Origin of the sequence: Nitrospira defluvii, assembly GCF_905220995.1 — a bacterium.
Taxonomy (GTDB): domain Bacteria; phylum Nitrospirota; class Nitrospiria; order Nitrospirales; family Nitrospiraceae; genus Nitrospira_A; species Nitrospira_A defluvii_C.
Window position 1 is genome coordinate 633,037 of the sequence record NZ_CAJNBJ010000016.1, and the last position, 13,395, is coordinate 646,431.

Below are 13,395 nucleotides of genomic sequence, written 5' to 3' on the forward strand. Positions count from 1 at the left end.
GCAGGCTCCTTGGTGCTTCCTCCCGTTTCGAGAAGTGTCGCACCGATGACTCACTCCCTTGGCAAGCAGACCGTGAACCTCACCAGAGAGGTTGTGCGCCTGATGAGTGCAAGGATGGAGCCCCCTCACCACGACAACAGGGATGGCGGAAACCGTGCAGAGTCGCGGCTGGTCGGAAATCGCCTGTTCATGAGACAACGTGATAAGCGGGGAGGTCTGCTACAGGGGAGGCCTGCCTGCCTGTGGCAGAATGCAACAGGAGCAGGCCCCCTAGCCCGCATGATTCATGAACACTTCTGTTGCAACCGCCGATTCACTGCTACGACGAGCCTTCGGCCGGCGGGCTCGCCCCTCGGACCCTCACCGTACTGCACGAGTACGCGTCGGGTCCTCCCGGCTCCGCGCGCCGGTCTCGCCACGTGCGTCGGCGGTTTCGCGACGAACCGTCATGAATCATGCGGGCTATCACACTGGTTTATTCCTGTGCGCTCACGGACAGGAGGAACAGATGTTTTCGGCTCGGCTGCGGAAATTCATGCAGTCGCTCGACGCGTAGTCCGGCAGACTGCTGCAAGGACTGCATGTGCTGTTCCTCCGTGATGATTCTGACTGGCCCCTGTCGGCGCACGGCCTCACGGACCGCATCAGGAGTCGGCAACTCCGGCACCACGTTGTCCCGCTTCAGGTAATAGAGGGCATCCTCATTCTTCGGCCAGCCGGGGATATACATGAACAGAGCCGGACCGGCTTCTCGCGCCATGGCCTTGATCTCTTCTGTCGCCTTGCGCGGCGAGGCGGCCTGGTCGATCGCCGGAAACACGTAGTTCACCACCAGCACGACATAGGCCGCCGCAAGCACCCCCACCAGCTGAAGCGCGAGCTGCAGGCGCGCCTTCGCCACCGCATAGATCAGCGTGCCGGACAGCGCCACGATCGTCATGATGAATACGGGTGAAACCACCGGCGAGGAGACCAGCCAGCGCTTCCGCAACGGAGCCGCGCCGAAAAACATGCCGGCCCCGAACACGAGCGCCAAGACGACGAGCAGCACTTTCAACAACGGGGTCATTGCACGAGACGCGTCGGTCGTCTCGAACATGCGATGGTAGAAATAGCCGATCATCAGACCGATTCCCGGCACGATCGTCATCAGATAGGGCTCACGTTTGAGCGTGGCCAGACTGAATGCCGTGAAGAGGCTGAGCACCCAGACCAGCAACAGCAATTCGGTCGGATGGGCGCGGAACGGGCGTTGCGCCCAAAGTAACAGCAGGGCCGACGGGAGCAGGGCACACCAGGGGAAGAAGTCGGCCCACATCATCCCGAGATACCAATAGAGCGGGTGGCCGTCTCGCGCCATACCGATGGAGCCGGCCAAACCGCTATTCCACACGGACCCGATCGCGCTCAGGATCTTAAAATGATGCTGATACCCGGATCCCAGCATAGAGGCATACCCCGCCATCATGGCAAAGGCCAGACCCAACCCGCCCCAAAACCACCGGTCTTTCAACATCCGCGTATCGCGTTGGATCAGGGCATAGGTGGCCATCACGAGCAACGGAAGGAAAAACCCGTGCATCTCCTTCAGCATCGCCCCGAGCGCCATACTGAGAAACGCCAGCAGATACCAGCGTGAACTGCGGCCCACAAACTGAACCTGAACCCAGGCAAACAAGGCCAGCGTCACGAGGAACGTCAAGGAGGAATCAAACAGCACGCGACGTCCGTACCACAGAAAGACGTGACTGGTGACGACGACCAATGCCGCCCAGAAGCCCGCGGTCGAGGAGAACAACCTCGTCCCCAAGACATAGACGAGCGCCACCGTACCGACCGCCGCAAGAGAGCCGGGCAGACGCAACGCGATTTCGTGATCGCCCCACAGCCACGTCGACAGGTGGAGCATCCAAAAAAACAACGGGGGTTTGTTGAAATAGGGTTCGCCTTGATACGTCAGGTCGAAGAACTCCTGCCGCCGCCCCATTTCACCTGCGATGCCCGCATAGAGCCCTTCGCTGCCTTCCAGCAGCGAAAACTGCAGATTCGTAAAAAATGCCCAGACGCTGACCAGCGCCAGCACCAACAACTCGAGGTACTGCCGACTGGCAAAACTCCACGGCTGCCCTCTCCCCGAACCTTCCTGACTCATCACTCTTCCCGCCGACATATCCCCGCAACCTCCCTCGCAATTGAATGTGCCCAGGCGCTTGACCGGTCCTACCTCACGAATCACAAGGTCTAGAGCGGACGCCTATCGAGGAGGGCTGTCCTCACGAACATGGAGCGGACTGATGTTCCACGCTTCTTTACAAAGCCACGCATGGCTCGCTATGGGCGAGCAGTATAATTTCTCGATAGCCTATTGAGAAGGCCTCGCCTGACCGGTCTCTCACAGCAACTTCGTGGCTTCGGTCGGGCGCGGAACCTTGACGACCAACACGCGAAACGGTTTGTCGCTCCGGTTGGACCACCTGTGCGGAATTCGAGCGGGGCTTGGGATGAGCATGTCCGGCCCGACTTCTTTTGTGTCGTCACCAATCTCGATGATCCCTCTCCCTTCCAGGACATAAAAAAACACATCGACAGGCGTAACATGCTTCTTGAGCGATTCCCCCGGTTCCAACGTGATATGAACAACCTGGGCATGCTCCGTGTCGTACAACCGACTCGCCTTGACCTGATGGGGATTCTCAGTGAGATCGGCCTCTCGTGCATTGACCACTTCCATGGTTCGCCTCCTTTGGCTCTACATTGCGCGACGTTCGTGAGGCGGCACTTGAGTACCGCGCGGCCTACGCGGCCTTCCATTAAAACCGGAATCTGACCCCTCCGCCCAATCCGTAATTCGGCGCGCCGTTCGACAGTCCCACCAGCAACGACCCGGTGAGATGCACGGTGTCGTCCACAACATAATTCGCCACAGCCAATAAGTCACGAGCGTTATTCACCGTATTGACCAATGCGCGGTACTCTTCATAAAAGACACTCATGTGGAGGCTTTCCGTCACGTCATACCCGACACCGACGTCATACCACCACTGATTATTGAAGTTGGTGCCTGGCGCATCGCCGATCAGGGTGTAGCCTCCGTCAAGATAGGCCAGCCAGCGCTCCGCGAGGGTCTTGGTCAGTTCCACTCCAACCCCTTCATCGAACTCCCCCGTGCCGAGCCCTCGGTCTGCATCCGCGGTCGGCAATTTCACCCGGCCAGTGACCGCTACGAGCGGCATGACGGAACTTTCCTCGATCAGATAATAGCGGCCACGGAGAATCATGTCGCCGAGCCCGCTGTCGGTTGTGGCGGCGGCCAAGGGACTCGCACCGGGCCCTTTGCCGCCTCTGGACACCGCGGCGAGGGTTCCCACCGGCCCGGCAATGGCACTGCTTGTTCGCGTGGGAACGCCACCTACCAGTCGAACGGCACCGGTGCCGGAGATGCTGAGAAAGGGAATCGTTAAGCTTACATCGCCATCCCGAAAGACCCTCCTGACAGTCATGGGCGCATAGAGAATATTCGTCCTGGAATCCGTCCCGTAGGAACCGCTCGAATAATTCACTGTGGCGATGACACGCCATTGAGGGGCCGGTTGAGGCGGCCCGTCCGCTTCAGCCGCCGTCCACCCAATCGCTGTTTGCCCGATGAAATACAACGCCATCACGAGAAAAACCCGTGCCAGACCCACAGCGATCGACCGTCTCACCACTTTGACAATCTCCCATCGCATCGGGAGATTCCTGCGCTCGCTGAACTCATTCCCACACCCGCCCTCACGCGCGACGCCCCTCTAGGAGCAGGCGTCGCGCCAAGTCACCTCAGAGACCTCTCCGCACTCAACGACCGCCGCGTTCGGGCCGCTCAGCCTTCTCATGTTGCGGTCTCTCCGGGCGCTCCGTACGAGTCTGCTCCCGAGTCCGCTCACGAGTTCGTTCCTGCTCATTGAGTTGGTCTTTTTCTTTGAGTTGGTCTTTCGTCTGCAACCTGTCCTTATCTTGAACTTGCTGCTGTGTTTTGAGCTGGTCGCGGTCGCGATCTTGCGCCGATGCGAGGGTCGCCATCCCTGCCGGAAACGACATGGCTGAAGCCACTGCGATGGAAAGAATCATTCTGGACCTCATCTGGCACCTCCTTGTACACATGGCCGTGAGCGATATTACCCGCGGCAGAAACCGGCGATCAGTCCGCTTCGCGGCGCTCGCCATCCGTCCAAGACGATCGCATACTCTATGAGAGGCCTCGCGCATGCAATGGATTCAACCGTGTTCGGATGTCCGCTCTATAATTTCTCCAATCGAACGATCTTCCCTACCGGCTGACCGCTACTTACCCGCTCCAAATTGATACAAATCATGGCACGTCGTACAGCGGGCGGTCATGCTCGATAGCCGTTGTAGAATCTGTTGCGGCGTCTCCTTTTTCACGATCGCATCTGCCAGCGCGTCCATGTCCTTGTGGATGGACAGGCCCATCTGTTTGAACGACAGCGGCAGCTTCGCCATGATGGCTGGACTCGTGTCCACGGCCATCTGCATCCCCGCTGCTCTGGCCGCCGCTTCGGCTTGCTGAAGGTTCGGCTGCTCCTCCCCCAGGCTACGGACGACACCATCTACCGCCTTCAGGAGCTGTCGCATCTCCGCGAGGATCTGGTCGCGTTCCACCGGTGCCAATAGGATTTCGGTGCGGCCATCCGCCCCCTTCGTCGTCCAACCCGTCACGAAGAACCATCCGGCAACAGCCAGAGTCATGACCCAGAGCCCCATCGTTGCCAGACACAACGTGCGTGACCTACTACCCATTATCACCCTCCTCAGACGTGAACTATCCTCTTCTCCTCACAGGATATTCGACCATCATGGGATCATCCTTCTTTTACTGAGAGCGCCATACGCACGGAAGGATTCACCGATCGCTGTTCTTTTCAGCGTTCCAACATAGATCGGCATGGCGGAAGCCTGCGAGACGGCCATGGACAATTCTGGCTCAGAACGGTCGGCCCTGGCCTAAAAAGCCAAATAGAACCCAAAGCCGACGCTCTCGACCTTCTCGTTGAAGAATTGCCCATAGGGATAGAAGCCGCGATAGTAGTTCACGAGGAACCGAAACCGACGCGTTGCGCCAGGCCTGGACCACTCGAACCCGCCCACGACATGGCTGTTGATGATCCAGTGCAACTCTTCAAAGGTTTTGAAGTCGGCCCCCAAGACGGGCGTGAGTCGGAGCCCCGGTATCCCCCGCTCAAGGAACGGAGCGTCGATCGTCGGCCCGCGCAACTCCATTCCCCACTGCACATGATTCCTGTCCAACACCGCCGGCTCGCGATGCAGCAAGTAGCCTCCGCCTGCATAGACCCGTACCCACCGGTGGTCGTAGGAGAGGATCGCCTCAACCTCTTCGAAACTGAGGTTCACTCGATTGAATGCGGGATTCTCCAAAAGAAATTCGTCTCCGACATGGCTGCTCTGATGGTAGAGGCGCACCCGTGTCGACCAGTCACCACGCCGCCAAGTGACGGGAATGCCCACGATGTAATCGGTATTGATCAAGTCCGAAGACGGCGCATCCAGATTGAACTGTGAAAACACCCCGGCCAACAGGCCCACCTGCCAACCATTACACCCTTGCCGCTTGGTGTAGAAGCCGAAATTTTCTCCGAACCCCACCGAGCCGACGTTCACAGACTTCCCGATCCCTTTGACGGTACTTGTGGGCTCTCTGCGCTGAACGGACTGATAGGTGGCGAAGAACTGCGGCTGCTTCGGATCCGCCATCAAGGGACGGAACACGTCATCGCTTGGGAATGCGGAACCGCTCGTTTCACCGTCACTCTGCTCATACCGGCAGTCGAGTCCAGCGCCGTTCTTCGTGGTCTGAGCGTCCTCCGCTCGGACTCCGCCTATCGTCAGGAGAGTGAGGCCGACCACCCCGACTATCGTCTTCCAGAACATAGCCATTTCCGTCTAGCTAGCGGTCTTGTGAAACCGCCGAGCCGCTACCAACAACGTCACCGTTCCCAAGATCAAGAGCGCCAACATCTGCGGCCAGAGGATCCCGGGCCCCACCCCTTTCAGAAAGATCCCGCGGATGATGACGAGAAAGTAGCGCAGCGGGTTGAGGTACGTCAGCCATTGCACGGTCTCGGGCATGTTCGCGATCGGAAACACAAACCCGGACAGCAGCATGGCGGGGAAGTAGTAGAAAAAGGCGCTCATCATCGCTTGCTGCTGTGTCCGACTGATGGTCGAGATCAGCAAGCCGATGCCCAGCGTGCTCATCAGGTAGAGGCTCGTCGCACCGAAGAGCAGCAGCAGACTGCCCCTGATCGGAACGTCGAACCAATAGACGGCGATCGCAGTCACCAGCACGACATCGGCAAACCCGATCAGCGCAAACGGCAACATCTTGCCCAGAATGAACTCCGATTGTCTGATGGGAGTGACCATGATCTGCTCGATCGTGCCGATTTCCTTCTCGCGGACCACGGCCATGCTGGACAGCATGAGGGTGACCAACGTGACGATCAGCACGATGACGCCGGGGACGTAAAAATTCCGAGACTCAAGATTTTCGTTGAACCAGGCGCGCGTCTCTAGCGCCACGCGAGCCGGGGCGGCCGGCTGACCGGTCGCCCGGACAAAGCGGGTCTGCAGCACCGTCTCGCTGAACCGGCCGGCGATCTGTCCGGCATAGTTGAGCACGATGCCGGCCGTATTGGAATCCGTCCCGTCCACGATGATCTGGAGCGGCGCGGTCCGTCCGGCGCGCAACTCGTCCCCGAACCCCTTGTTTATCCGTAGCACCGCTTTGACCAATCCGCGATCGACGAGATGTTGGGCCTCTTCTTCCCGATCGACGTAGGTCACCATGTCGAAGTAGCCGGACCCGGTGAACCGCGCCACGAGTTCGCGGCTGGCCCGGCTGTTGTCCAGATCGAAGATTGCAGTCGGGATATGCGTGACGTCCGTGGTGACGGCATAGCCGAAGACCAGTGTCTGCACCAGCGGCATCACGAAAATCACGGTCCTCATCCGCGGATCGCGGAGGATCTGGATGAATTCCTTGATCAGCATCTGTTTGATCCGTTCGAACATCGTGTTCTCACGCCATCTTTTTTTTGAAGACCAGATTGGCGGCCAGGAGCACGAGCAGGCCGAAGACGGCCAGGAGCACCGCCTCCATCATCAGCAGCTCCAGTCCGACCCCTTTGAGATAGATGCCCTTCAACAGCGAGACGAAATACCGGGCCGGCACCACATGAGTGAGGACCTGGATCACGTTCGGCATGTTGCTGATGTCGTACATGAACCCGGAGAGCAGGAAGGCTGGCAGGAACGTGACCACCATGGCGAGCTGGCTGGCCAGCAACTGGGCTTTGGTCACGATGCTGATCAACATGCCGAGTGAGAGCGCGCCGGCCAAAAAGACGGCGGCCATGCCGAACAGGAGCGCAACGTTGCCGCGCAGCGGGACCTCAAAGAGGAACTCGCCCATCAGTACGGCCACTAGCACATCGAGCATCCCGATGCTGAAATACGGTAGCAACTTGCCGAGGATCAGCTCGGGCCCTTTCAACGGCGTGGAGATCACCTGCTCCATCGTGCCCGTTTCCCACTCACGCGCCACGGTCAGCGAGGTCAGCATCGCGGCGATGACCATCATGATCACCGCGATCAGTCCCGGAATGATGTAGTTCTTCGATTCCATGTCGGCGTTGAACCAGACGCGCTGGCGCAGATCGAGCGGGACCGTAACGGTTCGGCCGCTGGTGCGGGCGGCCTGCTCGATCGCCAGATCCTGGTTGTAGGTGCGCGCGACGGTCTCCACATAGCCCAGCACGATGGTGGCCGTGTTGGAATCGCTGCCGTCCACGATCGCTTGAGCCCGCCCGACCCGGCCCGACTCCACATCCATTGCGAAGTCGACCGGGATGACCAAGGCCACGAGAGCCTCCCCCGCATCGATCGCCCGCTCGACCTCCGCATAGGTCTGCACGACGCGGCGGAGGGCGAAATAGGGCGATCCCTCGAAACGGCTGATGAAGTCGCGGCTGGCCTGCGTGCCGCCCTGATCCCAAACGACGAGCGGCACCTCATCCACGTCCAAGGTCAGCGCATAACCGAACAGGGTCAATAAGAGAATAGGGATGGCGATCCCCATGACCAGGCTGCGCCAGTCGCGGATAATATGGATGCCCTCTTTGCGGGCGACCGCCCAGATGCGCCGCGCGTTCATCCCGCCACCTCCGCCTGAGGCCGTTCCTGTCGATCCCGTGCCTCGATCAGCGAGACGAACACGTCCTCCAGCGACGGCACGATTCGCTCGGCCCGCGACACCGGGAACTTCCGCTCAGCCAGTCTGTTCTTGATCGCAGTCATCACGCCCTCCGCCCGGCGCTCGACGACGACGTGCAGTCCCTTGCCGAACAGGGCCGTTTCCTTGACCCCTTCAATCTCCCCGAGCGCCAGCATCGCCTCCTGTGGCTGCTCGCACAGGACCTCAATGATGTCGTCTTCCATGAAGCGCGTCTTCAGCTCGTCCGGCGTCCCATCGGCGATCAATTCCCCGCGATAGATCAATCCCAGTCGGTCGCAGTATTCCGCCTCTTCCATGTAGTGCGTCGTCACGAAGACGGTCACACCTCGCCCGGCCAGCGTGTAAATGAGATCCCAGAAGCTGCGGCGGCTGATCGGGTCCACGCCGGACGTCGGTTCGTCGAGAAAGATGATCGGTGGCTCGTGCAGGATGGCGCAGCCCAGCGCGAGTCGTTGTTTCCAACCCCCTGAGAGCACTGCGGTCCGAGAGGTCCGATGCTGCGCAAGGCCCGCCATGCCGATCACCCATTCTTTTCGCTCAGCCTTCTTCCCTTTCGGAATTCGGTAAATGCCGCTGTAAAAGTCGATGTTCTCCTCGACCGTCAGATCCTCATAGAGCGAGAACTTCTGGCTCATATAGCCGATGCGGGCCTTGATCCGCTCGGCCTGGCGCATGATGTCGAAGCCGGCGACGGTCCCGGTGCCGGCGGTCGGGGCCAGCAGCCCGCACAGCATTCGGATGGTCGTGGATTTGCCGGCGCCGTTCGGGCCGAGAAATCCGAAGATCTCGCCGGCGCTGACCTGCAGACTGATCCGGTTGACCGCAACGAAGGAGCCGAACCGCTTTTCTAGATCGCGGACGACGACCGCGTAGGGTTCACGATCAGCGTGCATTGATCGGTTCCCGCTGAGAGACGGCCCCTTCGCTCGTCAGCACCGACACAAAGACATCTTCCAGAGAGGGCTCGATCGGCCTGAGCCCCTGCAGCGTAAATCCTCCGGTTTGCAGCACGGCCGGCACCTCGTGCGCGGTCTGTACCCGATCCATGGTCACCACATGGATACGATCGCCGAACAGTCCGATCGACTCGGCTTTCACACGCTGCTTGAGCAGGACTGCAGCCTCGCGCGCCCGATTGACGCGGACTTCCAGAATGGTCCCCCGCATGAGGGTTTTGACCCGGTCCGGTGTGTCGCAGGCCAGGAGACGGCCCTGGTGCAGCAACGCCACGCGGTGACAGCGTTCGGCCTCATCCAGATAGGCGGTGGAGACAAAGATAGTCACACCTTCCTTGAGGAGGGAATAGAGAATCCGCCAGAAGTCGCGCCGCGACACGGGATCCACCCCGTTCGTCGGCTCGTCCAGGAACAACACCTTCGGCGTATGGATCAGCGCACAGGCGAGGCCCAGCTTCTGCTTCATGCCGCCGGACAATCGGCCGGCCTGCCGTTTTTTGAACGGCGTGAGGTTGCTGAACGAGAGCAGGTCGTGGATCTTGTGCTCGCGGCCTCTCGCGGGAACCCCGTAGAGATCCGCGTAGAAATGGATATTCTCGTCCACCGTGAGATCCGGATACAAACCGAACCGCTGGCTCATGTACCCGATGTCATCCTTGACGGCTTCCGCTTCCCGGACGACGTGCTTCCCCATGACCCAGGCCTCGCCGCCGCTCGGCTCCATGACGCCGGTCAAGAGCCGCATCGTCGTCGTCTTGCCGGCGCCGTCCGGACCGACGAGGCCAAAGATTTCTCCCGACGCCACCGTGAAATTTAGATCCTCGACCGCGCGGACCGCGCCGAACGATCGCGTCAAATGGACGAGCTTAAGGGCCTCCACCTGGTGCCTCCGATCGATCCAAAAGCCTGATCCGGGCATCGGCCGGCATGCCGGCCTTGAGCTCCATCTCAGGATTGGCGATGGTGATCTTGATGCGATAGACCAGCTTCACGCGTTCCTTCTCTGTCTGGACGCTCTTGGGCGTAAACTCTGCCTGGGAGGCAATGAAGGAGACGCGCCCCACATAATGCTTGTCCGGGAAGGTATCGGTCCTCACCTTCGCCGTTTGGCCGATCTTTACTCGTCCCAAATCCGTCTCATCCACGTAGGCCCGCAGCCAGACATGTTCCAAATCGCCGACGGTCACGATGGGCGTCCCGGCGGCGACGAACTCGCCCGGCTCGATGTGGTGGGAGAGGACCACACCGGTTAATGGAGAGGCCAAGATAGAGTAGTTGAACCGCGTCTCGGCCAGCTTCAGTGCCTCTTTGGCCTGCTGAAGCTGTGCCCGTGACCGGTCGATTTTTTCCATGCGCGGGCCTTTTTTGACGAGACGCAATTGCTCCTGTGCCTCACGGAGTTTGGCCTCAGTCACGTCCACGGCCGTCTTGGCCGCATCGTAGTCCTGCCCCGAGACATTGTCCTGCTCATAGAGCGTCTTGAGGCGCCTGAAATCGGCCTTGGCACGCTCCACCTCCGCCTGCGCCCGCCGAACCACGGCTTCCGATTGTGCAATCTCCTCCGGTCGAGAGCCGGTCTCCAGCTCAGCCAACGCCGCCTCCGCCGCACGAACCTCCGCCTTGCGTAACGCGACCTCCTGCGACAACTCACTGGTATCCAAACGAGCGACAATCTGTCCCGCCTTGACCGTCTCCCCTTCCGACACCAGACGCTCCACCACGCGACCCGGGATCTTGAAACTGACCTCGGCGTCGGTCATCTCGATGTTGCCCGACACCCGGAGGACTCCAGGCTCCGGCGCCGGCCGTGACCAGAGAGTGAGCGCGGCGATGACGGCAAGGAGCAGCGCACCAACGATCAGGATCGCCCACATCCGAATGCGTGCCCTCGCGCTTCCTGGGGCGGGCGCCGCGGTATCCGGCGGCGAGGCTCCATGCTCGCCTGGCTCAGTCCCACCCGATCTGCGAGGAGCCGCCATCGTCTCCATACTCAATGGTCCTTTTTTCTCATCATCATAGGCTTCAAAAACAAAGATTGCGTGCGCGGCTCAGGGATTCAGAATAGCTGTTCAATCTCACCCTTGGCCCGCGCCAGATTGATGCGTGACGCATTGAATCGGAACAACGCCTCAATGAGGTTGTCGCGTGCCCGCGCGACCGAGGTTTGGGCGTTCGTCACCTCGATATTCGTGGCGAGGCCGGCGGCAAAGCGATCACGCGCAAAGGTCAGTTCCTTCATTGCCAGCTCGATCCCTTTTTCGGCGACCGCCACCTGCTGCGTGGAGGAGTCGAGCGTGAGGAGGGCACTGCGGACTTCGAGGGTGACTTGGTCGGATACATCCTTCATCCGGATCGATTCCTGACGCACACGGCTACGCGTCTCGGAAATACGGCCCTCGCGCTGCCCCCCGTCGAAAATGGGAACCGAGAGCATGAGCCCTACCGATCGTGTCGCCAGGGCTTCATCCGGTTTCAGGCCGATCCATCCGTAGTCGCCGTTCAAGGACAACGAGGGAATTCGTTCACTCGTCACAGAGCTGAGACTAAGGGAGGCGAGCTTTTGGCGCGTGATCTGCGCCTTGAGTTCCGCGCGATTCTCGCGCGCCACAGTGAGAGCCGTCTCAGGGGTTTGCGACTCGACGTTCGCCAATGTGAGTTCGTCGGTCAGCGTCACGGACACGTCAAAATCGATACCCAACGTGCGAATGAGGTTCAACTTCGCGCTTTCGTGATCGTTTTGAGCGACGAGCAGCCGCTGGCGGGTGTTCTCGACCTGGACTTCTTCACGGGTGACATCGAGGCCCGTGGCCACACCTGCCTTCTTTCTATCCTGTGCCAACTTCAACAGTTGCTGGCTGAGTTCGAGATCCGCCAGCCGGGCTTTCACCGCAGCCTCCGCTCGAGACGCTTCCATGTATAGAAGCCCCGCCGTGGCCATGACGTCTCGCTTCGTCACTTCGGCCTCAAGCCCCGCCACATCGACTCCGGTTTTGGCCGCCCGCCAACGCTGAATCAGGCTCAGGCTGAAAATATTCTGCACGAGGTTGGCCCTCGCGTTGTAGACATCGAACGGTTCGGTCACAGGTCTCTGCAAGCCTAAGCCGGAGAGTCTGTCGGGCGGCAGTCCGAAGGCGGCGAGATTGACGGTTTGATGGCTTCCGCTCATGAACCCGGACACGTTCGGCAGTAACGCCCCCAAGCTGGCGCTAGCCGCCGATTGAGCGGCCACGATCCGTTCTTTCAGCAAGCGCACATTGGCGTTATTGTCGATGGCCGCCTGAATGGCATCATGCAGACTCAAACGTAACTCGGGGCGGACCTGAGGCGGCTCAGCAGCCGCCGACAGGCATATCATCCAGAATGCTGCCAGGGTTGCGATACCCACTGTTCGCCTGTTCATCGATCACTCCAATTTTGCGCTACGCACGGTGATTGTTATCGCGGAGAGAATCGCTTCTCTCCTGACGATCTGTCGAATGCGATGCCGCGCCGATAGATGGCAAACGCGTCGGGCGCTTGGCGGCGGATGTGTAACACATTTCCCGTGAGCAACGACTGCATAACCAGCCCCTGAATGGTCCCAACAAACAGGGTTGAAGCAGCGGCGGTGTCCAGGTCTGGATCGAGCTGGCCCTGCCTCTTGCCTAGTTCCATCAGCCGAATCAGGCGCTCGGTGTAGCAACGGAGCAAGGTCCGCACCATCCGCTTGGTGACGGTGTCTTCGGATCGTTGTAATTCGCCGATCAGCATCCGTGGTACGCCAGGATGCTCGACCACAAAATCGATATGCGCGAGGAAGACAGCTTCCAACGCTGCGATAGGAGAGGAGGCGGATTGCGCCGCCCTGTCGATTCGCGCCAACAGACGATCCGCCACCCATTCCATGACTGCCTTCAAGATGGCGTCTTTGCTTGGGAAATGCCTAAACAGCGCGCCCTGGGTCAGGCCTATACGCTTGGCAACAGCGGCCGTTGTAATGTCGGTGGGATTCTGTTCCGCCGCCAAGGCGATCAGAGCCTGAACCGTCTCAATTCGACGTTGCTTCGCTGGAAGGTGCTTGGGATGAGCCATATCACTCCAACTCACTTCAACTACAATTGAAAGTAATTAATTACTATCTTTCAGGCA

Annotated in this window: 13 protein-coding genes; all 13 read right to left on the reverse strand. The window is 60.0% G+C overall.

Going from position 1 to position 13,395, the window contains the following annotated elements; translation table 11 throughout:
• Positions 1 to 475 precede the first annotated feature (475 nt).
• Positions 476 to 2,170: an ArnT family glycosyltransferase gene (locus KJA79_RS14660; protein ID WP_213042792.1), complete on the reverse strand. Its 1,695-nt coding sequence runs from the start codon at positions 2,168 to 2,170 to the stop codon at positions 476 to 478.
• A gap of 222 nt (positions 2,171 to 2,392) precedes the next feature.
• Entirely contained in the window at positions 2,393 to 2,731 is a 339-nt protein-coding gene (locus KJA79_RS14665) for a cupin domain-containing protein (RefSeq protein ID WP_213042793.1), read from the reverse strand.
• A 79-nt stretch (positions 2,732 to 2,810) separates the two neighbouring features.
• Positions 2,811 to 3,728 carry a transporter gene (locus tag KJA79_RS14670; RefSeq protein WP_213042794.1) on the reverse strand — a complete coding sequence of 306 codons (918 nt, stop codon included), beginning with the start codon at positions 3,726 to 3,728 and terminating at the stop codon, positions 2,811 to 2,813.
• 106 nt (positions 3,729 to 3,834) lie between these two features.
• Entirely contained in the window at positions 3,835 to 4,119 is a 285-nt protein-coding gene (locus KJA79_RS14675; protein ID WP_213042795.1) for a hypothetical protein, read from the reverse strand.
• A 201-nt stretch (positions 4,120 to 4,320) separates the two neighbouring features.
• Complete coding sequence (locus KJA79_RS14680) at positions 4,321 to 4,797, reverse strand: hypothetical protein (RefSeq protein WP_213042796.1); 477 nt, start codon at positions 4,795 to 4,797, stop codon at positions 4,321 to 4,323.
• Between the two features lie 204 nt (positions 4,798 to 5,001).
• Positions 5,002 to 5,952, reverse strand: a complete 951-nt coding sequence (locus tag KJA79_RS14685) for a DUF1207 domain-containing protein (RefSeq protein WP_213042797.1) — start codon at positions 5,950 to 5,952, stop codon at positions 5,002 to 5,004.
• Positions 5,953 to 5,958: 6 nt separating this feature from the next.
• Entirely contained in the window at positions 5,959 to 7,089 is a 1,131-nt protein-coding gene (locus tag KJA79_RS14690) for an ABC transporter permease (RefSeq protein ID WP_213042798.1), read from the reverse strand.
• 7 nt (positions 7,090 to 7,096) lie between these two features.
• Positions 7,097 to 8,230: an ABC transporter permease gene (locus KJA79_RS14695; protein WP_213042799.1), complete on the reverse strand. Its 1,134-nt coding sequence runs from the start codon at positions 8,228 to 8,230 to the stop codon at positions 7,097 to 7,099.
• Positions 8,227 to 9,204 carry an ABC transporter ATP-binding protein gene (locus KJA79_RS14700; protein ID WP_213042800.1) on the reverse strand — a complete coding sequence of 326 codons (978 nt, stop codon included), beginning with the start codon at positions 9,202 to 9,204 and terminating at the stop codon, positions 8,227 to 8,229. Before KJA79_RS14700 ends, KJA79_RS14695 begins: the two co-directional genes overlap by 4 nt.
• Entirely contained in the window at positions 9,194 to 10,147 is a 954-nt protein-coding gene (locus KJA79_RS14705) for an ABC transporter ATP-binding protein (RefSeq protein WP_213042801.1), read from the reverse strand. Before KJA79_RS14705 ends, KJA79_RS14700 begins: the two co-directional genes overlap by 11 nt.
• Positions 10,134 to 11,255, reverse strand: coding sequence for an HlyD family secretion protein (locus KJA79_RS14710; protein ID WP_213042802.1), 1,122 nt, complete (start codon positions 11,253 to 11,255; stop codon positions 10,134 to 10,136). The genes KJA79_RS14705 and KJA79_RS14710 overlap by 14 nt, the downstream gene beginning before the upstream one ends.
• Before the next feature lie 68 nt (positions 11,256 to 11,323).
• A complete protein-coding gene (locus KJA79_RS14715; RefSeq protein ID WP_213042803.1) occupies positions 11,324 to 12,667 on the reverse strand; it encodes a TolC family protein in 1,344 nt (447 codons plus the stop codon).
• Positions 12,668 to 12,702: 35 nt separating this feature from the next.
• Positions 12,703 to 13,338 (reverse strand): TetR/AcrR family transcriptional regulator, encoded by a 636-nt coding sequence (locus KJA79_RS14720; RefSeq protein ID WP_213042804.1) that lies wholly within the window; start codon positions 13,336 to 13,338, stop codon positions 12,703 to 12,705.
• Positions 13,339 to 13,395 lie beyond the last annotated feature (57 nt).

Bases quoted from the DNA above. Each gene is read 5' to 3' on its own strand.
- KJA79_RS14680 (WP_213042796.1), bottom strand. From the start codon at position 4,797: ATGGGTAGTAGGTCACGCACGTTGTGTCTGGCAACGATGGGGCTCTGG.
- KJA79_RS14660 (WP_213042792.1), bottom strand. From the start codon at position 2,170: ATGTCGGCGGGAAGAGTGATGAGTCAGGAAGGTTCGGGGAGAGGGCAG.
- KJA79_RS14715 (WP_213042803.1), bottom strand. From the start codon at position 12,667: ATGAACAGGCGAACAGTGGGTATCGCAACCCTGGCAGCATTCTGGATG.
- KJA79_RS14685 (WP_213042797.1), bottom strand. From the start codon at position 5,952: ATGGCTATGTTCTGGAAGACGATAGTCGGGGTGGTCGGCCTCACTCTC.
- KJA79_RS14710 (WP_213042802.1), bottom strand. From the start codon at position 11,255: ATGGAGACGATGGCGGCTCCTCGCAGATCGGGTGGGACTGAGCCAGGC.
- KJA79_RS14690 (WP_213042798.1), bottom strand. From the start codon at position 7,089: ATGTTCGAACGGATCAAACAGATGCTGATCAAGGAATTCATCCAGATC.
- KJA79_RS14665 (WP_213042793.1), bottom strand. From the start codon at position 2,731: ATGGAAGTGGTCAATGCACGAGAGGCCGATCTCACTGAGAATCCCCAT.
- KJA79_RS14720 (WP_213042804.1), bottom strand. From the start codon at position 13,338: ATGGCTCATCCCAAGCACCTTCCAGCGAAGCAACGTCGAATTGAGACG.
- KJA79_RS14670 (WP_213042794.1), bottom strand. From the start codon at position 3,728: ATGCGATGGGAGATTGTCAAAGTGGTGAGACGGTCGATCGCTGTGGGT.
- KJA79_RS14695 (WP_213042799.1), bottom strand. From the start codon at position 8,230: ATGAACGCGCGGCGCATCTGGGCGGTCGCCCGCAAAGAGGGCATCCAT.
- KJA79_RS14700 (WP_213042800.1), bottom strand. From the start codon at position 9,204: ATGCACGCTGATCGTGAACCCTACGCGGTCGTCGTCCGCGATCTAGAA.
- KJA79_RS14675 (WP_213042795.1), bottom strand. From the start codon at position 4,119: ATGAGGTCCAGAATGATTCTTTCCATCGCAGTGGCTTCAGCCATGTCG.